This is a genomic window from Aeribacillus sp. FSL K6-1305 (assembly GCF_038050115.1).
Lineage (GTDB): Bacteria > Bacillota > Bacilli > Bacillales > Aeribacillaceae > Aeribacillus > Aeribacillus composti.
On record NZ_JBBOQV010000001.1, the window covers coordinates 1,312,948 to 1,336,270 of the forward strand.

Consider the following 23,323-nt stretch of genomic DNA (forward strand, 5'->3'; position numbering starts at 1 on the left):
TCATTTTTCGGCCTTCGTCCATTCGCCTAGAACCCTTTTGAACAGCTTCCACCAGCTCGCAACGCGAACATCTTGTTTAGCCACAAGCTTGCTTTCAGCAAAAACCTTTCCATTCTTTTTCAGCACGAGGGTTCCAAGCTCATCTCCTTTTTTCACTGGCGCTACCAGGTGGTTTTTAAACATAATTTCTTGTTTAATATCATCAATGCTTTCGCCCTTTTTGGTTATAATGGAAACAGGCTCCGAAGTAATCAGCTGTACATCTTTATCGCTTCCTTTGCTCAGTTTTGCTTTTGTCACCACTTCGTTTCGTTTAAACAGAGGATGGGTTTCATACTGGGAAAAGGCATAGTCTAACAGCTTCGTGATTTGAGCATTTCGATCTTTTGGCGTTTTAGCTCCAAATACAACAGCAATCACCCGCATATTCCCTTTTTTGGCTGTTGCCGTTAAACAGTATTTCGCTTCGTTTGTATAACCTGTTTTTACACCGTCAACTCCGTCGTAAAATTTCACAAGCCGATTTGTATTGACCAACCAAAATTTTTTGTCTGTTCCTTCTCGTAAATAATCCTCATATGTTCCCGTAAATTTCGTAATTTCTTCATATTTTAATAGCTCTTTGGCAATAACCGCCATGTCCTTTGCCGACGAATAATGTCCTTTTGCAGGTAATCCGGTCGAATTTTTAAAATGCGTATTTTTCAGTCCGAGCTCTTTCGCTTTTTGATTCATCATGGATACAAACTGTTCTTCTGATCCTGCAATTCTCTCCGCCATCGCGACAGACGCATCATTGCCGGAAGCAATCGCAATTCCTTTTAATAAATCTTCCACTGTCATTTCTTCCCCAGGCTCCAAAAAGATTTGCGATCCCCCCATGGATGCTGCATATTCGCTCGCTCTTACTTTTTCATCCATTTGAATCTTTCCTTTATCAAGAGCTTCCATAATAAGAAGAAGCGTCATGATTTTCGTCATACTGGCGGGCGGCAGCGGTGTATCTGAATTTTCTTCATATAGTACTTGACCTGTATCCCGCTCAATCAGTATAGCCGATTTCACTCCATCTACTAGTTTGACATTTTTTTCTTCTGCCCACGCAGCCGTTGAAACCCCAAAAAAAAGAACAAATGTTGCCATGACAGACAGTAGTAATTGTTTCATCTCCACATCCTCCATTCCTCATATGTAACTGCAATCTAATCTAATGAAATGTAAAAGACTCTAAAAATGAAATGAGAATGAATTTTTACTGGTAAAATTATCTGTATAAAACCCATTTTTTCCAATTATTAAAAAGTTATACAAAAAAAGAATCGGGATTACCCGATTCTTTTTTTCTTTCCTAATTTGTTATTGTTTCATAAATAAGGACAGGCTTTTTTGTTTTGTTTTTCGAAATTTTAATGCTGTAGTATAAAGTTTGTTTCACCTTTTCAATATCTTGTTGATTGCTGTAAATTGTAACGAATGTTTCTCCCTTTTTTACGTAATCGCCTATTTTTTTATGGAGGATGAGGCCGACTGCCAAATCAATTGCAGCATCTTTCGTCGCTCTTCCGGCACCAAGCCACATGGCGGCAGTCCCGACTGCATCAGCTGCAATTTCGTTTACATAGCCTTCTTCTTTCGCCTTTAATTCGAATGTATACGAAGAATGCGGCAATTTTGATGGATCGTCCACAATTGAGGCATCTCCCCCTTGGGCAGAGACAAATGTTTTAAAAGTCTCTAAAGCTTTTCCTGAAGCAATGGATTGCTCGAGCAGTTTACGCGCTTTTTCTAAACTATTTGCTTTTTCCGCCATATACACCATATAGCTGCCAAGCGTTAAACATAGTTCAGTTAAATCTTCAGGACCTTCACCTTTTAATGTATCAATCGCTTCTTGGACTTCAAGAGCGTTCCCGATCGCAAACCCTAACGGCTGACTCATATCGGAGATCACGGCAATCGTTTTTTTGCCGACGTTTTCCCCTATTTTCACCATCGCTTTTGCCAGTTTTTTTGATTCTTCTATATTTTTCATAAAAGCGCCCGATCCGGTTTTAACATCTAAAACAATGGCATCCGCTCCGGCAGCGATTTTTTTGCTCATGATGGAGCTGGCAATAAGAGGAATACTGTTAACCGTCGCTGTCACATCTCTTAATGCGTACAGTTTTTTATCAGCGGGAGTTAAATTTCCCGTTTGTCCAACGACTGCAATTTTATTTTGATTGACTAAACGGACAAACTGTCGATTGTCTATTTCAACATGAAACCCCGGGATCGATTCTAGTTTATCAATCGTTCCGCCGGTATGGCCAAGACCTCTTCCGCTCATCTTGGCAACAGGAACACCAGCAGAAGCCACAAGCGGCGCAAGCACCAGCGTAGTTTTATCGCCAACTCCTCCGGTCGAATGCTTATCCACTTTTATCCCTTTAATTTCACTAAGATCGATCTTTTCTCCAGAATCAACCATCGCCATTGTGAGCTCCGCCATTTCCTCTTCCGTCATCCCTCTAAAAAAAACGGCCATGGCGAAAGCGCTCATTTGATAGTCCGGAATCTCCCCGGCCGTATATCCTTCAATGATATAACGGATTTCTTTTTTTGTGAGCGCTTTCCCATCCCGCTTCTTCTCTATTAAATCGACCATTCGCATGCAAATCACCTTTTTCTACATTTTGGCTACGATGGATTTTACTAGCGCTATAAAATCAGCCCGAACCATTTCCGCCGTTTTCATGACTTCTTCATGCGTCAAAGGCTGTTTTAAAATACCCGCCGCCATGTTCGTAATACATGAAATGCCAAGCACTTTCATTTTGACTTGATTCGCCACAATCACTTCTGGAACTGTTGACATGCCAACTGCGTCTCCCCCGATCGCTCTTAACATCCGTATTTCAGCCGGCGTTTCATAGGACGGTCCAGTATTAGCAACATAAACCCCCTCTTTTATTTCGATGCCAAGCTCTTTCGCTGCTTCTTTTGCCAGTTGGATTAGTCTGCTATCGTACGCTTCCAACATATCGGGAAAACGGTCGCCAAGCTCAGGGCTATGTTCGCCAATTAAAGGGTTTTGTCCCATGTTGTTAATATGATCGGTAATCAGCATTAAATCACCTGGCTGATATGACTGATTGATCCCTCCGGCTGCATTTGTCACAATTAAGGAATGAATACCCAGCGCCTTCATGACTCGCACAGGAAATGTCACTTGCTTTACACTATACCCTTCGTAAAAATGGAATCTGCCTTGCATGATCGCTACTGTTTTGCCATTTAGCTCCCCAATTACGAATTGGCCTTTATGCCCTTCAACAGTGGAAACCGGAAAATAAGGAATGCCGCTGTATGGAATGGTTACAGCATCCTCCACTTCTTCAGCGAGAACTCCTAAACCTGATCCTAGAACGAGACCGATCTCTGGAGTTTGTTTGCATTTATCTTTTAAAAATTGAGAGGCCTTTTCAACTTCTTCCACAATTGACATTGATCAATCCCCCTGCTTCAATTCTGTTAAAAAGCTTGTTCCGTAATTTGGCATTTGCACGCCGAAATTTTCTGCAATGGTTGCTCCTACATCTGCAAATGTTTCTCTGATTGGCAGTTCTTTTCCTTTTGTATAGGTTGAATTATAAACTAACAGCGGAACATATTCTCTAGTATGATCCGTACCGTGGTGAAGAGGGTCGTTTCCATGGTCTGCTGTGATGATGAGCAGGTCTTCTTCCTTCATTTTTTCGAACACTTCAGGAAGACGAGCATCGAATTCCTCAAGCGCTTGTCCATACCCTTCAGGATCTCTTCTATGGCCGAATTTTGCATCAAAATCGACAAGGTTCAAAAAGGAAAGACCTGTAAAATCCCGGTCGAATGTTTGGATCAATTTGTCCATTCCATCCATATTCGACTTTGTCCGGATTGCATCTGTAATGCCTTCGCCGTCATAAATATCGGAAATTTTCCCAAGGGCAATTACATCAAATCCTCCGTCCTTCAACTCGTTCATAACTGTTCGGCCGAAAGGCTTTAAAGCATAGTCATGCCGGTTGGCAGTCCGTTCAAAATTCCCCGGCTCCCCGACAAACGGACGAGCTATAACGCGCCCAACCATGTACTTTTCATCCAAAGTCAGTTCGCGGGCAATTTGACAAATTTGATATAATTCGTTCAGAGGAATGACTTTTTCATGTGCAGCAATCTGTAAAACAGAGTCTGCCGACGTATAGACAATGATGGCTCCTGTTTTCATATGTTCTTTTCCAAGCTCTTCTATAATTGCCGTACCGCTTGCCGGCTTATTGCCAAGCACTTTTCGCCCGGTTCTTTTTTCAAGCTCCTCTATCAGTTCTTCTGGGAAGCCGTCTGGAAATACTTGAAAAGGAGAATCGATTTTTAACCCCATCAGCTCCCAATGACCAGTCATCGTATCTTTTCCTGCTGAAGCTTCTTTCATTTTTGTATAGAAGGCGAGCGGCTTGTCTGTCTTTGGAACACCTTTTATTTCACGTATATTCCCCAATCCGAGCTTCGCTAAATTCGGCAAATGCAAACCGCCGAGATGTTCAGCGATATGGCCAAGCGTGTCAGCACCTTTGTCGTTATAAAGCTCTGCATCCGGTGCTTCGCCGATTCCAACTGAATCCATTACAATTAAAAAGACGCGTTTATATGTATGCTGCATGTTAAATTCCTCCTGCCATTTGAAAGCGGTGATGATTATATTTTTTCCTAATGCTTGCCGAAACAGACGAGCAACTTGATTTTTAGCATGACGATGGCATTAAGCACGGGGGTGGTACATTTTATATACATCTTTTAAACGTGTTTTTGTTACATGAGTATAAATTTGCGTGGTTGAAATATCAGCATGACCTAGCATTTCTTGCACCGCTCTTAGATCAGCGCCGTTTTCAAGCAGATGGGTGGCAAAGGAATGTCGCAATGTATGAGGAGTCAATTCTTTTTGTATTCCTGCTTTAACCGCAATCGATTTTAAATTTTTCCAAAATCCTTGGCGGGAAATTCTTTTTCCATGATGGTTTAAAAATAAGGCATCCGTTTTATGCTTCTGTCTTACAAGCTTTGGCCGGCCCTTTTCCAAATATTCCTCCAGCGCTTTTGTTGCTTTTTCTCCAATCGGAACGAGCCGTTCTTTTTTCCCTTTTCCGTAGCAGCGGATAAATCCCATGATCAAATGGACGTCTGAAAGATTCAAATGAACCATTTCACTCACCCGAATACCTGTCGCATATAAAAGTTCAAGCATTGCTTTATCTCTATATCCAATCGGTGAGGTCAGCTCAGGCGTTTCAAGAAGCCGCTCCACTTCCTCAAGAGACAGCACTTTCGGAAGCTTCCGTTCAATCTGCGGTGTTTCAATATGGACGGACGGGTCTTCATCCGCAGCTTTTTCCCTTAACAAAAATTGATGGAAAGCGCGGATTGAGGCGATATGCCGGGCGATTGTCTTGCTGGATTTCCCTTGATCTTTCAAAAAATGCAAATATTGCAAAATATGATAGCGTTGAATATTTTGCACTTCTTGAATATTCAGTTTTTCGTTCAAAAATTGCTTGTACGATTTCAAGTCTCGCTCATATGAAACGATCGTATTGTTCGCAAGTCCTCTCTCAACGGTCAAATAATGAATAAAATCTTGGATATGATCGTTCAATCTTCTCTACTCCCCGTTTAAATAAAAGAATATTAAGCGATTCAGCCAATTATCGTTCTGTTCTTCCACAACGCTTGTCACCTTTACGGCAGATCCTTCAGGCTCGTCATAGCGATGGTAATCTTGATATTCCAAGTTAACCCATATAATAGCATAGTAGAACAAAATCGTAAATCCTGTAAACAAGATAAAAATTTTAAGCATATTCTTTACGGTTTTCGTCCATTTTTCCATGTTCGTCCTCCACAAGGCCATATTTTCTTATATTTAAAGATATGACCGTCTGGACAATCTTTATACGTATATAATATAAAAAAACCTTTCCCCTCGCGGAAAAGGCTTTATTCTTTCTTGTTATCTTCTTTTTCTTTTTCCTGACAGCGGTGGCATATGCCATGAAAAGTTAGACGATGATCTTTAATTTTAAACTTCCAATCTCGTTCGACAATTTTTTCAACATCTTCTAATAAATCTTCCTGAATCTCATCAACGGAACCGCATTCCATACATACGAGATGATGGTGAAAATGAGCGGCTCCTTCCCTGCGCAAATCATATCTGGAAACCCCGTCTCCAAAGTTTATTTTATCAACAATTTTCAGCTCAGTTAACAATTCCAGCGTTCTGTACACTGTTGCGAGCCCGATCTCAGGCGATTTTTCCTTAACGAGGAGGTAAACATCTTCGGCACTTAAATGATCCTCTTCATGTTCAAGCAAAACACGAACGGTTGCTTCCCTTTGCGGGGTTAATTTATAGCTTGAAGAATGCAACTGCTTTTTTATACGCTCTATGCGGTTTTCCATGACACTTTCCCTCCCTCGCCGCATTCCTCATATATTATAACAAAATAAAAGAAAGTGTCCAACTGAAATAATTTTAAATTAAAAAATAAAATTTATATTAAATAATAATTATTATTTATAAATAAAATCGATCGTTCCTCTCATCAGGATCGGGGAAACATATGCTTCTAACATTGCAGCGAGCAATATAACGGCGATCAAGCAAGAAAATGTGACTGCATAGCCTGCAAACATTCGAAACGGCTGATCGTGGAACTTTTTTACAAAAAGCTGTCTAATGAGCTTGAAGGAAAAAGAAATTGCCGATGCGCTCATAATAAGAAACACAGGTATCAGCAGCAAATTTTGCGGCAAAACGGAAACGAATGACAGCAAAAATCCGCCCCATTTCATTTGATTTACTAAAAATCCGACTGTAAATCCAACGACCATTCCTTTTAAAAATAACATGATAAAAATAATCGGCAGACCAATGATCGAAATGCCTAGAAGCCACATAAGCCCTACATATTTTGTATTGTGGAAAAAACTTTGCTTGAACATTTCAAACGAGCTGGCAAGTTTTCCGTCCGATACTTGTCCAAAAAACAGGTTTAAATAATAATACAGATCTTCTTTTTGCGTAATGCTCATGCTGTTTACGATGATTGCGCCAAAAATTACTCCCATTATGAACAATATAAGCACAAATAAATAGACGGTTGATTGATCTTTCAATTGTTTTAGTAAAAAACGCTGAATATTCTGCATATCCTATCCTCTCCTGTCTTTCTTTACTAGATTGTATGAGAGAACGGATGGTACATATTCGTATTTTTACTAGAAAAAAAGAAAAGGCGCGAAAATTTACGCACCTTCCACTTTTCCGTATTTTCCTCCTCCCCCTGATTGCACATAAAGGGTGCCTTCTCTTGCCGAGATGATGGAAGCGGCGATTTTTTCCGGAACCACTTCGACAAGATCGGCGTACAGAACTTTGTGTAAAATATTCATTTCCGTTCCAAAATAATGCTTTAATTTTTTTAATGTTTTAGGGCCAATGCCAGGCAGAAAAGCTAGCGGGACTTGATGAATATAAGGGGGCCTTTTCTCCACATGTTTTGTTTTATCCCCCAGTTCTTCAACCCGCTGTTTTACACCTTTTGTAATTTTTACTCCTCCACATATTTGACAGCATCCCTCATCTGTCAAGCCTACTGTTTTTTGGCACGCTTCACAAAACGTTTCATAATACTTTCCAAGTTTCGGGTTTAATCCGTAATTCGCCTCAATTTTTCTGCCGTTTTCTTTTTTGATCGCCATCACCAATTCCTGAAACGTCGGCGCTTTTAACAACAACTTCTGATATTCCCGCCCGATTTTTGGCAATGAATGGGCGTCTGAGTTCGTTAAAAATGGATAGGAAGCTAGTTCACGAATACGGCTTGCCATTTTAGTATCGCTGCTCAAACCGAGCTCGACCGCATCGATGAGTGTTTGATCAAAAACTTCTGTCAAGCTTCGCTGAACCCCTTTTCCGTACAAGCTTTTAAAAGGAGTAAAAATATGCGCCGGAATGAACAATCCGCCCAAGCTTTTCACTTTATGCTGAAGTCTTTTCCCTTCAACATATACCCGTTGAGAGCTTAAATGAATATTTTTTAAATGGGAGCTGAGCCAATGGGAAAATTCCTTCATCTTTTCTAAAGTCGGCATAAAGCATAGAACGTGGATCGGCCCATTGCAATGTTCATCAAATATTTCAAGCTCCGTACCTAAAATAAGTGTCGAATTTTGATAGCGGACTCCCCCTTCCATTAATTCCTCATACTTTCCCCTTCTGATGCCATCTTCAATTTCCTTGATTACTTCGGGGACATGGCAATCAATGATGCCAATTATATCCATACCTTTGCTCTCAGCTGCTTCTATAAAAATATTTTCAAGCGTCAGCGACTTGGCCCCCGTAATCTTTACCGGTTTTCCTGTATTTGTTCTGCCGATATGAATGTGCAAATCTGCAAAAAAAGCGTTCATATCTCCTCACTCAATTGTTTTAATGTTAAATATTGAACTGCATAAGCAGTTTTTGCATCGTAAATTTCTTTTTCTTCTATCAATTTTCTCGCTTCCTCAAGGGTTACTTCCAGCACCTCGACAAACTCGTCTTCATCCAAACTCGCTTTATTTTCCAGCTTTATCAATCCTTCAGCTAAATAAAGATGAACGAGTTCATCAGCAAAGCCCGGTGAAGTATAAAACGAAATGACATGTTTTAATGATTCACATCCATAGCCCGTTTCTTCTTCCAACTCTCTTCTTGCTGTGATTTCAGGTGACTCCCCTTTTTCAAGCTTTCCGGCAGGAATTTCCACAAGCTGGCGTTCTAAAGCTTTGCGATATTGTCTCACCATGACAATTTTCCCTTCATTTGTAATAGGAATCACGGCAACTGCACCCGGATGCTTCACGACTTCACGTTTCGCATTTTCCCCGTTTGGGAGACGGACATCTTCCACATATACATCAATAATCTTCCCTGAAAAAATTTTTTCCTTCGCAATCGTTTCCTCGTTTAAACGGTTCATATATTCAACTCCTGTTCTATTATCCAATCATTCTTCATACATTCTACCATAATTAAAAAGGAGGCGGAGCGATTGCTCATGTATCGGAATTATAACCGTGTCGTGATGATCGGAAAGCCGAAGGAAATTGCTTACAGCTTAAAGGAAGCCGCAAAACGATATAAAACAGTCTATGAATGGCTTCATCATGAATATGAAACATTTGCTTTTTCAAAAAGTTTATACTACTTTCAAATTAGAAGAGAAAAAGAGAGGTGATCTTTTTGAAAAAGCGCAGATTAGGAACATCCGAGCTGTATGTGAGCGAAATCGGTCTTGGATGCATGTCGCTTGGACGCGACGAAAAGCATGCGCGTTCGCTGATTGACCAAGCGCTTGAATTGGGGATTAATTTTTTTGATACAGCAGATCTTTATGATCAAGGCCTGAATGAAGAATTTGTCGGAAGGGCTCTTAAATCGCGTCGAAACGATATCATTTTAGCAACAAAAGTAGGAAATCGGTTTGAAGTTGGCAAAGACGGATGGTGGTGGGATCCATCCAAGAAATACATAAAGGAAGAAGTGAAAGAAAGCCTCAGACGGCTGGGTACAGATTATATCGACTTATATCAGCTTCACGGAGGAACAATCGACGACCCGATCGATGAAACGATTGAAGCGTTCGAAGAGTTAAAGCAGGAAGGCGTCATCCGCTACTACGGCATTTCTTCGATTCGGCCGAACGTTATGAAAGAATGGTTGAAACGCTCCAATATCGTTTCAATCATGATGCAATACAGCCTTCTTGACCGGCGCCCAGAAGAATGGTTTTCTTTGATTCAGGAGCATAACGTTTCTGTTATTGCCAGAGGGCCGTTGGCTCAAGGCCTCTTGACAGAGCGCCCGCTCGAAAAAGCCTCTGAGCGCGTCAAGAACAATGGATATTTAGACTACACGTTCGATGAATTAAAAGAAGCTTTGCACAGCATCGATTCAGCATGCCCGGATCGCACTCGGACGGAAACAGCCATAAAATATGTTCTTCATCAGCGTGTTGTAGCCTCCTGCATTGCCGGAGCGAGCAAGCAAGAGCAGCTGCTTGAAAATGTCCAAGCAGCGAAAGCAAAAGATCTGCTGGAAGAAGAATACGAAGCGCTTATAAACGCAACAAAACAGTCTCTTTATACAATCCATCGCGAGTGAACTACCCTCCACTTACCACCCTTGCGGGTCGCTTGAAGTGGGGGCTTCTCGGGTAATCCTATCTAACGATAAGAAATTGACCGAGCTTACCCTCTCGTTCCGAAAGTTATTATTCTTTATGCTAATATGCGTAATCCTTCATTTTTGATATTGATTGCTGAATTGTGATCACGATCTAATACAAAACCGCAAGAACATTCATATACACGTTTAGATAATGGCATTTCTTTTTCCTTGCCACAACAAGAACATTTCTTAGTAGAAGGGAACCACTTATCGATTTTTACAAGTTGTTTCCCTTGTTCTTTTAGCTTGTATTCTAAGAAAGTAGTGAACATACCCCAGCCATTATCATGAACACTTTTTCCAAAATTGAGGGCTTGAGACATTCCTTTCATGTCTAAGTCCTCAATGATAACTGCGTCATAGGTTGATGCTAATTCTTTTGATTTATGGTGAAGAAAATTCTTGCGTTGATTGGCAATTTTCTCTTGTAACTTTGCTACTTTCAAACGTTGTTTTTCCCAACGTGCAGAACCTTTTTTTCTGCGAGAAAGAATTCGTTGTGCTTTTGCCAGTTTGTCTAATGCTTGTCGATAGTACCGTGGGTAATTGGCTTTCTCACCCTGTTCACTCTCGACATATAGACCGTCCATAGCAAAATCTAAGCCAACTACTTTTTGAATCTTTACTGACTGAATATCTTTCTCGTATTCTGTCAAAATCGAAATATAATATTTACCTGTCTTTGTTTTAGAAATAGTACAAGATTTGATTTTATAATCAGCAGGTATTTCTCTATGTCGGTTCATTTTCATTGGCTTTTTGATTTTTGGTAGTTTGATATGACCATTTTCTAGCTTAATATTGCCGTTGACCATATTGGTTGTGTAAGATTGTTTATTTTTCTTGCTTTTGAATTTAGGAAACTCCGCACGACCTTCAAAAAAGTTCTTATAAGCATTTTGCAAATTGATCTGTGCGTTTGCTAAAGCTAAAGAATCCACTTCTTTTAGGAATGGAAATTCATCTTTGTATTTCGCTGGTGTCGGGAATGCTTGTTGTTTAAGCGTTTCTTTATCGTTTTTGAATTTCTCATACGTTTCCTTACGTTCTTCCAGCATCTTATTGTAGACAAAGCGAACACAACCAAATGTTTTGGCTAATTGGATTTTCTGTTCTTTATTCGGATACAAACGAAATTTGAAGGCTTTGTTTTGTTTGGCCATATCAAATCACCTCACTTCTGACCTTGATTTTCAATGTATTTTTTTATGACTTCTATTGGTGCACCGCCTGTTGTAAGCAGGCAAAAGCTTCTTGACCAAAACATCTCTTTCCATAGTCTTTTTCGGATATGAGGAAAGTTTTTCTTTATCAGTCGAGAACTTGCACTCTTATAAGTATTGATGAACTTCGATAATTCAGAATTAGGATGTGCTTTGAATAGGATGTGGATATGATCCTTATCATGATTCCACTCTGTCAAAGTAATGTTGTATTTTTTTCCGATCTCAATGAACATATCTTTTGCAAAATCAGATATTTCATCGGTGAACACTTCTCTGCGATACTTTACAACTAATACAAGATGATAATGTAATAGGAACACTGAATGATTATTACTATCCAATTTCATTGATATATCAATCCTTTTTTATATATAAGACTGATTATATCAAAACCTTTGGCTAAAGCCAACCGAAATTCATCTCCCACCTACTCATTGGGCTACGCCCTGCACATTCCTTGAGGATGGGAGACTTCTTTCGGAAATCCGTTAAAACAGGCGGGGACGATCCCCGCTTATTTATTTTCGGATTCACATGACTGTTGAAAATTCAATTTAGCTATCCAGTTGATGTTCCTGCCGAAACGGATGGGATTCGCATGATCATGTTGCAATCTCAATGGCTAAACGATTGTTCATAGCACATAAACCGGATTTACAACTATATGTATCGGTTCATTGAACAGCGCCGTCCATTCCTATCTTGAAAAATTTTGGACTAATATATTTTGAAATCCGTTTAAGCTTGAATATTTTCTAATGAGGGGATCGAAGCAAATTTTGCAGTGCTTTTCCATATAAATGAAGAGGCACACGGTCTTCGCTAATATAATAAAATATCGCTAAACCGTTTTCTAACGAAAGAATAGTCCATGCTATTTCATCCGCAGATAGAGCAGAATCGTTATTCTCTTTCGACTTCAATTTTTCAATCGCCTTGGAAATTTGTTGTACCGCTTCCGTTATCATGTCAGACCATTTTCGGCGTACCGATTCTTCACGCATCGCATAAAGAAAAAATTCCATGTTAAGCATGCTCCACGTTCGATTTTTCTGCCTAACTGACAGGAAATATTCATCCATCGTTTCGATAAAATGTGAAAGCGAATGCTGTCCGTCTATGACTTGAAGAATGTTGTCCACATGCAATTGCATTTGTTGCTCCAAAATAGCTAAAAAGAGCTCTTCTTTGGAACGAAAATGGGCATATACCGCCCCTTTGCTAAATCCGGCATGTTCTGCAATTTTATCAACAGAAGCGCCGTGAAAGCCGAATCGAGCAAAGATTTCAACAGCTGACTCTAAAAGTAATTGCCGCGTTTCTTTTTTTCGCTCCTCTTGGGTTAATCTTCGTCTGACCAATTTGCTATCCTCCCTCTCTCTTGACAATCATACCATATAGCATTAACATACCAGATAGTATATAAATTCTAATCAGTATACAAATTATAATTTCTCATTATGCTGGACGCAACTATCAACAATGTCCTCCTAGATTTATAGATCATGAGTGAAAAAGGAAGAGGGGAAGAATGCGAAAAGAAGAAAGCCTTACAACACAGAAACCAACTTTGCCCCAAATTTTGGCTGAAACTTGTAAAATTGGAATTATTCAATCAAATCTCGTTCCGATGTTGGCTGGATTGACATTGGCATTGTATACGTATCAGATCAGCCTGTTTGAGAAATTGCCGGAAATGTTATTTGCTTTGATTGGATCGATTTTCGTAATGGGTGCAGCTGGAGCTTTTAACAACTTATATGACCGAGATATAGATTCTATCATGGAAAGGACGAAAAACAGACCGACTGTGACAGGAGCAATAAAGCCTAAAACAGTATTATGGCTTGGAATCTGTATGTCTATTTTAGGAATTGCAGCTCTTGCATTAACAACTCCTCTAGCAGCATTCCTAGGGTTTCTAGGTTTGTTTTTTTATGTTGTCCCATATACGATGTGGAGCAAGAGAAGAACAATTTATAATACGGAAATTGGCAGTATTTCTGGAGCAATGCCCCCTCTCATCGGATGGGCTGCTGTTCATCCGGACGTGACACATCCAGCCATTCTTGGTTTGTTTGTGATTTCAATTATTTGGCAAATGCCTCATTTTTATGCTATAGCTATTCGCAAGCACGATGAGTATAAGGCTGCGAAGGTTCCTATGCTCCCAGTTGTCAAAGGTGTTAAAAGAACATATATACAAACGAATATTTATTTAATTATTTTAATTGCAGCAAGCTTTCTTTTTGGGCCTTTAAGCCTCGGTCTTATGCTAGTAGCCCTTCTTTTAAGCGTTCTGTGGCTTATGTTAAGCATTTTCGGCTATAAAAAAATGGATTCAGAGAAATGGGCAAAATCAATGTTTCTTTATTCTCTGTTTCATATGACAATCTTATTTTCAACTGTCATTATCTATTCTCTTGTGGGAATTCTTTTTCATTTATAAAAGAAAGTGTTTCTAAACAAATTCATGGCGGCATAATAAATGTTGGGAATTAAGGGGCTGTCCGATGAGTTCCTAAAATGAAGGATCGGGGAAAAATACTACTGTGAAGGACAAAAATAATCGAATAAAATTTGTAAATGTCCTTCATAGAGGCAATGAAGTCCAACAAGAAGCAGTTGTATATGCTGAATGTCCGTCATACAACTTTTGAAGAACGTAATGAAGAAAGAAAGTTCATAAGACTTCTGGAGGATATAATAAGACAGGAAAAATGGTCTATCCGATAAGTCCCTAAAATGAAGGGGCTCCAAAAAGTCAGTGAACCCTGACTTTTTGGACAGCCTCCTTTCCAGCTTTTTATTTAAAATCTTCCCATTTCAAGTCGCTTTCTGCGAGCAATTCAGCAAAGCTTTTCTGTTTTTCCCGCTTTTGTTCCTCTTTTCTTTTACGCTCCAATTCCAGTTTTTTTAATTTCTCCTTTTCTTCTTCAATTTGTTTTTTCATATCTATAAGCTTTTTCGCTTTTTCTTCGCCGATCTGATCTTTGAGATTCCATGCATCTTTCATGTTTTTTCCCTTCCTTTGACCAATGCATGCTCTTTTTTATCCTAATACATCGTGAATATTCTGCATGTTTTTTTCCATCCATGCAATTGCTTCATCGATCGTGGCAAACTCTTCCGCTTCAAACGTCATTTCATCTTGAATCAGCCACACATCCTTTTTTTCATATCCCATTCCTCCTACAGACCAATGCAGAAGGGTGTACGGATGATTATCATGGAGAAAGGACACCCATGTTTTATTTAAAGCAATGTTCTTTAAAGAAGCTAGACGTTCCTTCAATTTTGTTCCCTCATTTCACAATGCAGCTCATTCTTGGATTGTAAATTTGCATTGGACTTTTGAGCATGAATATTTGTTTTTGCCCGTGATAATCGATTTGCAATTCATCATCTAAAAAACAAGCTTTGATCGCTCCACGTACACCGGGACAAAATTTGTATCAATTTTCATATCATCCTCATCAAGATCTTTCACAAGCCAAAGAACAGTAACACCGCTCATGACACAGCCGCAGCCATCTGTATCATATTTCAGCTTTATATAGCGGTTTTCGTTCATTTCCAATATCTCTTTAAGCTTTGCTTTCGCTGCGTTTGTAAACGAAATGTTCATAGGCTAAAATCATCCTTTTTTAATTTTGCCTCCATTCTATCATATTTTAGCTCTCTCCGCTTATTGAAGCAGAATGAACATAACCGATTAACGTTTTTTAAACATTTATAGAGAAATATTGACAAACTATTAGCCGGGTTAGTTGAATAAAGCTGTTGTTTTTTATTTGTGAGAAATCAGTGTTATTTTCACAAGCAAATGATGACACGCTTATTTTCTTCCAATCAATATCATTGCATTCCCTAATACTTTTTTGTTCAATAAAAGCTTTGGCAGTTTCATTACTTTAGCGAGTTTGTAGCTTTTCAATTCAGATACACCATGTTTCTTTAAGGAATTTAAGAGCTCTTTTTCATCCCCAAATATTTTTTCATCCATAAACAAATCTAAAAAGACAAATCCACCACCAGGTTTTAACACTCTTAATGCCTCTTTCATTACTTCTGTTTTATTTCTTTCATCTTTAACTTCATGAAATGTTAGACAACTTACAATTATATCGAATTCATCATTTTTAAAAGGCAGTTTTGTGGCACTTGCTTTCAGAAAATTTATTCGATCAGAAACCCCTTCAATTTCAGCGTTTCGTTGGCATTGATCTTTCGAATATTCCCAATCGTCGCCCCAATAATCAATTCCAGTTAATAGGGACTCAGGAAAAGCCTTTGCAAGTTTAATAATCAGTGAACCGCTGCCTGTTCCTATATCCAGTATTTTTCCTTGCCCATCCCAATTCACCTTGGCAACAATTAAGTCATGTATTTTTGACTGATAATTTCCCCCAAATGCTGCGAATTGGTAATAAGAATAAGAAAGGATAAATGTAATATAAATTAATGGTAACGCTATAATACCTGACAAAACTCGCAGATATAAATTAATAGGTAAGAATGTCAACAAAATGAATAAAAGTGAAAAAAGCAAAAAAATTAGTAGTTTATTCATTCGAATCCAAGTTTGATACCTAGCATTTGTTTTCAAGTTATCAGCCATCCTTAAATCATAAACTGACTACCGTAGCAATTCGGTCATTGAATTGCTACGGCTCGTGTAGTTGACTAGCGAAAAGATACAGCATAAATTAAACTAATATTCATTTAATTTGGTGCTGTACCCTTTCCTTTCGTTTAAGTAAATTGTTTCACAATATCATGGTTTTATCAATCTTTATTATAATTTGCTTTAAATGATCGAACCTTTTTTAACTCTACATTCGGATGGAAAATTTCAAACTAATTTGCATTTTAAGCCATTTTGACTATTCAGGTTGTAAAATATATAGTGGAAATAGGTGTTGTTTAAGAACTTGTCTGAGCGGTTCTGTGAGGAGTTTTAACGACGAATGGGTTTGAGGAACTTCTCTAAACGATTTTTATTTTAGGAGGACCTGAATCCGTGACAAAACATCTTTACAATGGTCGCAAACCGTTGATACGATAAGGGAAAACGACGTTGACGATTCTTCATCAAGTAGGTGATGTGATGAAAGATTTCCCGATTCGGTTTGTATTGACAGATGAAGCGATTACCCCAAGTGCTGGGCTTGCTCTCGTTGGCTACTTACTCCATCGAACGAAACTGGATAAACGGGTAAACGCACTTCGGCTTCCAACGGTTCGTCGAGAAGTGCACATTTCCCATAGCGATGTCATTCGCTCGATGATTGGCTTGCTTGCCACAGGAAAAACGGATTTCGATCATATCGAAGCGTATCGTCAGGACGATATCTTTTCGGCATCGATGGGGATTCAGCACGTGCCTTCCTCTCCAACCTTGCGACAACGACTCGATCAGCTCGCTTGTCTTCCGATGACCGAAACGATTCTTTGGGAGGAGTCCATACGTCTGTTGATTCAACGACATGCCACTTTGTCCCCTTGTTGGACCAAAGGAAAGACGACATGGCTTCCCCTTGATATAGATGGTTCCCCATTTGACAACTCCGATACGAAAAAAGAAGGAGTCAGTCGAACGTATAAAGGATTTGACGGTTTTACACCGTTGTTTGCGTATGCAGGGAAGGAAGGGTATCTCGTTCATGCCGAGTTGCGTCCAGGGAAACAACATGTGCAAGACAACATGCCCTCGTTTTTAGTCACCGCTATCCGTCGAGCTCGTCAACTGACTTCATCTCGTCTGCTTGTTCGCATGGATGCAGGAAACGATGCAGAAGCGAATGTGCACGTATGCCTAAAGGAAGACGTGGACTTTGTCATCAAGCGAAACTTACGCCGAGAATCGAAAGCGCTTTGGTTCCAGATCGCTTCGCAAAAGGGCAAACGTGTCGATGATGGACAAAGCGAAGGAGTACAAACCTATGAGCTATGCCTTCCACAGAAGGCAGCGATCGATGGAAACACGTATACGTACGTTCAAGTCACCCAAGTGACGGAACGGACGATGGAACGCAATGGACAGCTGATGCTCGTTCCTGATTATGAAGTGGAAAGCTATTGGGTGCGGCTCAAAGGATACGAGCATGTTCGAATGAGCGATGTGCTCGCGTTGTATCATGACCATGCGACATGCGAACAGTTTCATAGCGAACTGAAGAGCGACTTAGATTTAGAGCGGCTTCCATCTGGGAAGATGAAAACGAATGCGCTCGTGTTGGTCATGGGAGCCTTCGTTTACAATCTTCTTCGTCTGATTGGACAAGATCTATTAAGCGATCCGAGACATCCGTTGCACCACAAAGTGAAACGCCGCCGCATCAAGACGATTATTCAGACGGTGATCACGATGGCAGGGCGACTCGTCCGTCGATCACGACAGATCTGGATGAAACTGACGCGAAGGAGTGGCTATAGCGAGCCCCTACTGAACGTCTATCAGAAATGGAGAGAGGCAAGATAACGAACGAATGTTCGGGCACTGATGTCCAACGTCACTCCCTGTGCTTTTTTGTCTATTTTTTTGGTTCGTATACCTAAAAAAGAGATTTGTTCCATTTTCGGAAATAGAGATGACATAGGTCATAAGCATAAAAGGGGTTTTATGGATTATCAATCCATCAAAATTACAACAAAATCAAAGTCGATTTCAATTCATCACGGATTCAGGGAGGAAATAACATGGAAGTTTTTGCAAAATATTTAGCAGGTATTGATAACCCCGACCACCGCGACCGAACAGAGGAAATTTTGGCGTGGGTTGCTAATAAATTTCCAAATTTAGAACCGCAAATCAAGTGGAATACGCCAATGTTTACCGATCACGGCACATTTATTATCGGCTTTTCCACAGCTAAGCATCATTTGAGCGTTTCACCCGAAGAAAAGACAATGATGCATTTTGCCGATGAAATCGCCCAAGCTGGCTACAGCGCTACCAAAGGCTTGTTTCGAATTCCGTGGAATGAGCCGGTAAATTACGAATTGCTTGAGAAAATGATTGAATTTAATATTCAGGATAAAGCAGACTGTTCAACTTTTTGGCGGAAATAGAATAGGATAGCCCTTAGAAAAGCCTGTGAGGGCTTCTGAGAGGCTTTAAGAAGTTGATAGCTACAAAAACACTTTTTCATGCCCCAACACTCTTGTTGTGGACGCCCTGACACAGCTAATGTAAAAGTTTGGGGTGCGTCCTTTTTTAATAAGTGTAAATTATTACAGGAGCTAAGAAATATGTTCGGACAGGAAGAATCAGCTGCAAAACTGTTTCATCTTCGGGAACACGAATTAAAAACGGCCTCATCGCCCCTGTAAAGCTGATGCGAATTTCTGATCCTTCCACAGCTTTTAATGCATCTATCATATAGTCCTTCCTCTTCCATCTCGAGCTTGAAAGAGTACTATGACTTCTGCTGACTTCTGACTATTCAGCTATCTATCAATAGATAGGTTACCAAGGTTACTTGGCGTGCCAGCCAGACCTCCCCGGGTAAGAGTGTAATCTTTCCTTCCATCCATCTGCTTCATTTACTCTGTATCACCTTCGGCAGAAAGGGCTTTGTTTTGTTGTGCAAACTCACCCAGTGATACCTAGCCTCATATGAAGTTCGTGTTCCGAGAGACCTTAAAGTTTGCCGCTCGCTTCCTTCAGATTCCGCGTCACCACGGACACCCTTGCGTTAAGCTAACTGCTACTTCTGCCTTCGCAGCTCGGGACTTTCACCCTATAGATTACACCCATGCCGGGCGCACACACAAAAAGCCCAATTTCTCAAATTTTTAGAAATTGGGCTTTTAATTATCGTCATTTTCTAAGCGTTGTAAATCTGCATTTTCCTGACCTTACGCTACCCCTATTAAGTTTGTATTTCTAATGCTGTTTTCTTAGTATTGCTCAATTTCAATAATATCTCCTAATTTTAAAACATGTTTTTTAGTCAAGTAATCAACAATTCGTAATTCTCTTTTTAGCTGATCGATATAATGAATATTGCCGACAAGCTTCTTTATTTCACCTTTTTGATAATAGGTGAATTGTAGAGTAATGTTCTCTTCCATAGCCTCACAGATAACTTCATTAAATTCTTCATATTTTTGTTCATCTAAAACCGGTTTTTCGACTTTATCTAAACTTTCATTGTATTCCCTTAGCAATTTCACATGCTCGGGCAGCATCATGGCTGTCCATTTTATGCTTCCACGATCCTGAATCATTGTTTATCCCATCCTTTGCTTTCTTTTCTTCATTTTCGTTACGCATAATGCCCGCCGATCAGCTTGTTGCGGTGAAGACTCGTTCCTGCCTTCGTATACGAAACAGCGCGCAGCAGTGCATTGGAGCCGTGCTTGTTCCGAATCGCATCCATTACATATCCTAAACGATGCTCTTTTATGCGGTTCGGCCTAAACAAATCAAGCTGCATGCCGCTGTCTTTTTCCACGTTGGAAAGAGAGATGGAAATTTTTCTGACCGTCTTCCCCTCATAAAAACGATCAAACAGCGAAAGGCAGGCTCGATAAAGATCCATCGTAATATTTGTTGAGACATCCATCGTTTTGGAACGGTAAAATCCTCCTCCGCCTTCCTTTTGGCTGTAGCCGATTCCAAGGCTGATTGTTCTCCCCGCCATCCGGTGTTCCCTCGCTCTTTTTGCCACTTCCTCGCACATTTCTAAGATGACGCATTTTACCTCTTCGGGGTCCGGATAGTCGCGAAGCAATATTTGATTTTTTCCAAAACTGATTTGCCCCAGCATAATCGGAGAGCCTATGTCGGAAAGATCTATTCCCCATGCGTGGTAATAAAGCTGATTCCCCATGACGCCGAACTTCTTTTCAAGGAGCTCTAACGGATAATTTGCGAGCTGACCGACTGTAAAAATTCCCATTCGATTTAACGTTTTTTCAAGTCTTGCCCCAATCCCCCACATCTTACGCAACGGCTTGATGCTCCACAGCTTCGTTTTGACATCATCATACGTCCATTCCGCTATACCTTTCTTTTTCGCCTCCAAATCTAGACAAAGCTTCGCCATCAATATGTTTGGACCGATCCCGACCGCACATGGGAGAGAAAATTCATTTCGTAAATCTTCCACAATTTTTTCGGCCAGACTATGCGCATCCCCCCAAAGTCTTTCTGTTCCATCTGCAGTAATAAAACATTCATCTACGCTGTAAACATGGATGTTTTCTTTCGGAACATAGCGGTTCAGCAGCCGAGTAATTTCAGCAGAAATCCGTAAATACGTCGCCATTTTCGGAGTGATGAGGCGGATGCGGGGGTCGTTTGGAATTTGAAATAAGCGGGATCCGGTTTGAATTCCGAAATCTTCCTTCAGTTTTGGTGAAGCGGCCAATACAATGCTTCCTGCCCGATCTTTGTCCCCAACGATAGCAATGTGGGATGTTAAAGGATCAAGCCCAAGCATGACCGCCGCACAGCTCGCATAAAAGCTTTTCATATCGATGCATAATATATGCCGGTTTGTAAACGATTCATAATTCATTCCATCATCCCCTTATGAGAATGTATGTTCGGTTTTATTTTATTTTCATTGTATAGGAATATACGTTCGGTTTCAATGGGAATTTGCGCCATTTTTCGCGGTACAAAAGGAGCATAACAACGAAGTACGGCATCGAAAAACAGATATTAAGCTTGGAAACAGCTTATTCAAAATACAGCCGCGTTTTTTAGAAGATTTAAGTTGGAGACAAATCGGTGAACGAGCTGAATTTTTTGTCAAAATAAAAAGACGCTTGACGCGCCTTTTCAGAAGTGAGAGCGGAGATTTTAGCGAAAAGTCCGCCTTCAGCTTTCTGTTCATTTCCTGCATCATGCTCCCGGTCATTTTTGCCGAAACAAATTTCCGGCAACTTTTTCAAATAGGGAGGGCATGAGACGATAAACAAGCCCGCCAAGCTCCATCCAAACAGGCATATTAATTTCCCGTTTATTTGTCAGCATCACGCTCACGATTTTTTGTGCAACAGCTTCCGGATTAAGCATCCAGCGTTGGACATTTTTCACATAATCCCCTGACGTATCGGCAAGATTGAAAAAATCCGTTTCAATTGGACCCGGATTGACAGATGTTACAAAAATCCCGCGGTCCGCCACTTCCATCCGCAAGCTGTTCGTAAAGCCTAAAACAGCATGTTTTGTAGCAGAATAGAGGCTTGATTTCGGAGTAGCTATTTTGCCAGCCTGAGAAGCGACATTAATAATATGCCCTTCCCGTTGGGCCAGCATCTTCGGAAGAACCAGCTTTGTCGCAGCAATTAATCCGAACACGTTTACTTTAAACATTTGCTGCATCTCTTCAAATGTTGCTTCCTCTGCATTTCGAAAAATACCAAAACCAGCATTATTGACTAAAACATCCACTCGGTCAAAATTCTCTGTGATGTCCGTAAATACTTCGGAAACTGCGTCAAGGTCACTGACATCCAGTTCGTAATATGTACAAGAAATAGAGTGAGAGGCTTGTAGCTCATCCGAAAGTTTCTTGAGACGATCCTTCCTCCTAGCCAGCAAAACTAAGTGTCCACCGCTTTCTGCAACGATCCTTGCGATTTTTTCCCCGATCCCGCTCGATGCCCCCGTAATAACTACCAATCGATCTTTAAGCCGCGAATTCATTTATTTGTCACCTCTTCGTTGCACGGAAAAAAGTAAAACTCCATTTTCTATTCTTTTGTTAATTTTTCCATATTGTTCTAAATAATCAAGCTGAGCAACAGTTTCTGATATAGCAAATAAAAGCTCTTGTTGATAAGCAGACGGAAAAAGAAGCTTGCAAAGAGCAAACACCGTCATTTCCTGTTTTTCTAAATGCTTTAATACGGTGAGCGCGCGTTCATGCTGTTTGTCTAAACGGTTCCGAATCAACAGATGAGGATCGAAAAATTCATCTTTATGACCCGGAAAGACAACAGAAATCGGAATATGCAAAAGCTTTTTCAAAGATTCATTATATTGCAGCTGAGGTTTTGGACGCTCTTTTCCTTCATACGGCATTTCAAGAACAGGATTGGAGGAAATGGTTTTCAGCAAATGATCGCCGCCGATCATTCGGCAGTCTTTCTCATTGTACAAAACGATATGGCTTTGGGCATGTCCAGGAGTCTCAATGACCGTAAACCCAGGCATCCCGTCTATTTCATCTCCTTCTTGAATGGAGGAGGTCAGCGGATGATTGCGTGGATATAAGGAAAGATCAAGATGATCTAAGTGTGACGCAAACGACTCTGGGACGGCAAACTGCTTCAATAATTCTAAAAAAAATTCCTTTTGCCGATCAAAAAAACGCACATCATGAGAAAGCCAAGGAGCAAGCAAACGATGGCCCAAAACACGAAGATCGCCATCTAAAAAATCGAGCAAACCGATATGGTCAGGATGATGGTGGGTAAGAATGACTTGCTCAATATCCTCAGGCACAAGCCCTATTTCCTTCAGCTTACGTTCAAAAACTCTCCACGCTTCCTCCGTTTTCATCCCTGCATCCACTAATGTCAATGCGTCCCCTTTTACAACATACACGTTCACATCTTTAATCGGATAAGGTATAGGGATCGTTATTTTATAAATTGCATCTTTGCTGAACATTTTTGCAAACCGCCTTTAATTTTTTAATATAACTTATTTTACACATGATAAATCAATTTGTCATTTTATTCGAATAATTCATAAGTATACTTGACAAGCAGTTGGAACTGATAAAAAATTAATTCTACAACGCTTTTAGAATTTAAGGCAGGGAAACATTTCATC

The 23,323-nt window shown here is 40.2% G+C and carries 25 protein-coding genes and 2 pseudogenes; 5 read left to right on the forward strand and 22 right to left on the reverse strand.

Features of this window, described 5'->3' with window-relative positions:
- From NST97_RS06290 to NST97_RS06335, 10 genes are all read right to left on the reverse strand, one after another.
- Positions 1 to 1,167 carry a D-alanyl-D-alanine carboxypeptidase family protein gene (locus tag NST97_RS06290; RefSeq protein WP_063388332.1) on the reverse strand — a complete coding sequence of 389 codons (1,167 nt, stop codon included), beginning with the start codon at positions 1,165 to 1,167 and terminating at the stop codon, positions 1 to 3.
- Positions 1,168 to 1,348: 181 nt separating this feature from the next.
- Entirely contained in the window at positions 1,349 to 2,653 is a 1,305-nt protein-coding gene (locus tag NST97_RS06295; protein WP_341343041.1) for a pyrimidine-nucleoside phosphorylase, read from the reverse strand.
- 15 nt (positions 2,654 to 2,668) lie between these two features.
- Positions 2,669 to 3,487: a purine-nucleoside phosphorylase gene (locus NST97_RS06300; RefSeq protein WP_341343042.1), complete on the reverse strand. Its 819-nt coding sequence runs from the start codon at positions 3,485 to 3,487 to the stop codon at positions 2,669 to 2,671.
- Positions 3,488 to 3,490: 3 nt separating this feature from the next.
- On the reverse strand, positions 3,491 to 4,681 hold the full coding sequence (deoB, locus tag NST97_RS06305; RefSeq protein WP_144598189.1) for a phosphopentomutase: 1,191 nt from the start codon (positions 4,679 to 4,681) through the stop codon (positions 3,491 to 3,493).
- A 99-nt stretch (positions 4,682 to 4,780) separates the two neighbouring features.
- Positions 4,781 to 5,674 carry a site-specific tyrosine recombinase XerD gene (gene xerD / locus NST97_RS06310; RefSeq protein ID WP_063388336.1) on the reverse strand — a complete coding sequence of 298 codons (894 nt, stop codon included), beginning with the start codon at positions 5,672 to 5,674 and terminating at the stop codon, positions 4,781 to 4,783.
- Positions 5,675 to 5,680: 6 nt separating this feature from the next.
- The gene (locus NST97_RS06315; protein WP_063388337.1) at positions 5,681 to 5,908 is read right to left on the reverse strand and encodes a YqzK family protein; all 228 of its coding nucleotides are present in this window, start codon (positions 5,906 to 5,908) and stop codon (positions 5,681 to 5,683) included.
- Positions 5,909 to 6,015: 107 nt separating this feature from the next.
- Entirely contained in the window at positions 6,016 to 6,480 is a 465-nt protein-coding gene (gene fur, locus NST97_RS06320) for a ferric iron uptake transcriptional regulator (protein WP_063388338.1), read from the reverse strand.
- Between the two features lie 111 nt (positions 6,481 to 6,591).
- Positions 6,592 to 7,230 (reverse strand): stage II sporulation protein M, encoded by a 639-nt coding sequence (gene spoIIM, locus NST97_RS06325; protein ID WP_066247667.1) that lies wholly within the window; start codon positions 7,228 to 7,230, stop codon positions 6,592 to 6,594.
- 96 nt (positions 7,231 to 7,326) lie between these two features.
- Positions 7,327 to 8,496, reverse strand: coding sequence for a TIGR00375 family protein (locus NST97_RS06330; protein WP_341343043.1), 1,170 nt, complete (start codon positions 8,494 to 8,496; stop codon positions 7,327 to 7,329).
- The gene (locus tag NST97_RS06335) at positions 8,493 to 9,047 is read right to left on the reverse strand and encodes an NUDIX hydrolase (protein WP_063388341.1); all 555 of its coding nucleotides are present in this window, start codon (positions 9,045 to 9,047) and stop codon (positions 8,493 to 8,495) included. Before NST97_RS06335 ends, NST97_RS06330 begins: the two co-directional genes overlap by 4 nt.
- 78 nt (positions 9,048 to 9,125) lie before the next feature.
- On the opposite strand from NST97_RS06335, the gene mciZ reads away from it, so the two are divergent.
- Positions 9,126 to 9,305, forward strand: coding sequence for a Z-ring formation inhibitor MciZ (mciZ, locus tag NST97_RS06340; RefSeq protein WP_145976098.1), 180 nt, complete (start codon positions 9,126 to 9,128; stop codon positions 9,303 to 9,305).
- A 5-nt stretch (positions 9,306 to 9,310) separates the two neighbouring features.
- Positions 9,311 to 10,231, forward strand: coding sequence for an aldo/keto reductase (locus NST97_RS06345; protein ID WP_341343044.1), 921 nt, complete (start codon positions 9,311 to 9,313; stop codon positions 10,229 to 10,231).
- Positions 10,232 to 10,347: 116 nt separating this feature from the next.
- Here the strand turns inward: NST97_RS06345 and NST97_RS06350 are convergent, their stop codons facing one another.
- The 3 genes from NST97_RS06350 to NST97_RS06360 form a co-directional block, all read right to left on the reverse strand.
- The gene (locus NST97_RS06350) at positions 10,348 to 11,460 is read right to left on the reverse strand and encodes an RNA-guided endonuclease InsQ/TnpB family protein (protein ID WP_003353586.1); all 1,113 of its coding nucleotides are present in this window, start codon (positions 11,458 to 11,460) and stop codon (positions 10,348 to 10,350) included.
- 11 nt (positions 11,461 to 11,471) lie between these two features.
- Entirely contained in the window at positions 11,472 to 11,870 is a 399-nt protein-coding gene (tnpA, locus tag NST97_RS06355; protein WP_094245197.1) for an IS200/IS605 family transposase, read from the reverse strand.
- Between the two features lie 408 nt (positions 11,871 to 12,278).
- A complete protein-coding gene (locus tag NST97_RS06360) occupies positions 12,279 to 12,884 on the reverse strand; it encodes a TetR/AcrR family transcriptional regulator (RefSeq protein WP_066247661.1) in 606 nt (201 codons plus the stop codon).
- Between the two features lie 170 nt (positions 12,885 to 13,054).
- On the opposite strand from NST97_RS06360, the gene cyoE reads away from it, so the two are divergent.
- A complete protein-coding gene (gene cyoE, locus NST97_RS06365; protein WP_066247660.1) occupies positions 13,055 to 13,972 on the forward strand; it encodes a heme o synthase in 918 nt (305 codons plus the stop codon).
- A 357-nt stretch (positions 13,973 to 14,329) separates the two neighbouring features.
- On the opposite strand, the gene NST97_RS06370 is transcribed toward cyoE, so the two are convergent.
- From NST97_RS06370 to NST97_RS06385, 4 genes and pseudogenes are all read right to left on the reverse strand, one after another.
- Complete coding sequence (locus NST97_RS06370; RefSeq protein WP_130157802.1) at positions 14,330 to 14,539, reverse strand: DUF3886 domain-containing protein; 210 nt, start codon at positions 14,537 to 14,539, stop codon at positions 14,330 to 14,332.
- A gap of 36 nt (positions 14,540 to 14,575) precedes the next feature.
- Entirely contained in the window at positions 14,576 to 14,818 is a 243-nt protein-coding gene (locus NST97_RS06375) for a DUF2552 family protein (RefSeq protein ID WP_063388346.1), read from the reverse strand.
- Between the two features lie 10 nt (positions 14,819 to 14,828).
- Positions 14,829 to 15,151 (reverse strand): annotated as a pseudogene (locus NST97_RS06380) (iron-sulfur cluster biosynthesis family protein).
- A 210-nt stretch (positions 15,152 to 15,361) separates the two neighbouring features.
- Positions 15,362 to 16,144: a class I SAM-dependent methyltransferase gene (locus NST97_RS06385; protein WP_327855879.1), complete on the reverse strand. Its 783-nt coding sequence runs from the start codon at positions 16,142 to 16,144 to the stop codon at positions 15,362 to 15,364.
- Positions 16,145 to 16,633: 489 nt separating this feature from the next.
- On the opposite strand from NST97_RS06385, the gene NST97_RS06390 reads away from it, so the two are divergent.
- Both NST97_RS06390 and NST97_RS06395 read left to right on the forward strand, forming a co-directional pair.
- Positions 16,634 to 18,007 (forward strand): IS1380-like element ISGsp2 family transposase, encoded by a 1,374-nt coding sequence (locus NST97_RS06390; RefSeq protein WP_044899598.1) that lies wholly within the window; start codon positions 16,634 to 16,636, stop codon positions 18,005 to 18,007.
- Positions 18,008 to 18,225: 218 nt separating this feature from the next.
- Positions 18,226 to 18,597: an iron chaperone gene (locus NST97_RS06395; RefSeq protein ID WP_340733981.1), complete on the forward strand. Its 372-nt coding sequence runs from the start codon at positions 18,226 to 18,228 to the stop codon at positions 18,595 to 18,597.
- Positions 18,598 to 18,742: 145 nt separating this feature from the next.
- Here the strand turns inward: NST97_RS06395 and NST97_RS06400 are convergent.
- The 5 genes and pseudogenes from NST97_RS06400 to NST97_RS06420 form a co-directional block, all read right to left on the reverse strand.
- Positions 18,743 to 18,910 (reverse strand): annotated as a pseudogene (locus NST97_RS06400) (hypothetical protein); the annotation flags it as partial.
- A gap of 518 nt (positions 18,911 to 19,428) precedes the next feature.
- Positions 19,429 to 19,758, reverse strand: a complete 330-nt coding sequence (locus NST97_RS06405) for a YolD-like family protein (protein ID WP_063388351.1) — start codon at positions 19,756 to 19,758, stop codon at positions 19,429 to 19,431.
- 38 nt (positions 19,759 to 19,796) lie between these two features.
- Entirely contained in the window at positions 19,797 to 21,053 is a 1,257-nt protein-coding gene (locus tag NST97_RS06410; RefSeq protein ID WP_341343046.1) for a Y-family DNA polymerase, read from the reverse strand.
- A 341-nt stretch (positions 21,054 to 21,394) separates the two neighbouring features.
- On the reverse strand, positions 21,395 to 22,189 hold the full coding sequence (locus NST97_RS06415; protein WP_066247648.1) for an SDR family NAD(P)-dependent oxidoreductase: 795 nt from the start codon (positions 22,187 to 22,189) through the stop codon (positions 21,395 to 21,397).
- Positions 22,190 to 23,158: an MBL fold metallo-hydrolase gene (locus NST97_RS06420; RefSeq protein WP_066247647.1), complete on the reverse strand. Its 969-nt coding sequence runs from the start codon at positions 23,156 to 23,158 to the stop codon at positions 22,190 to 22,192.
- Positions 23,159 to 23,323 lie beyond the last annotated feature (165 nt).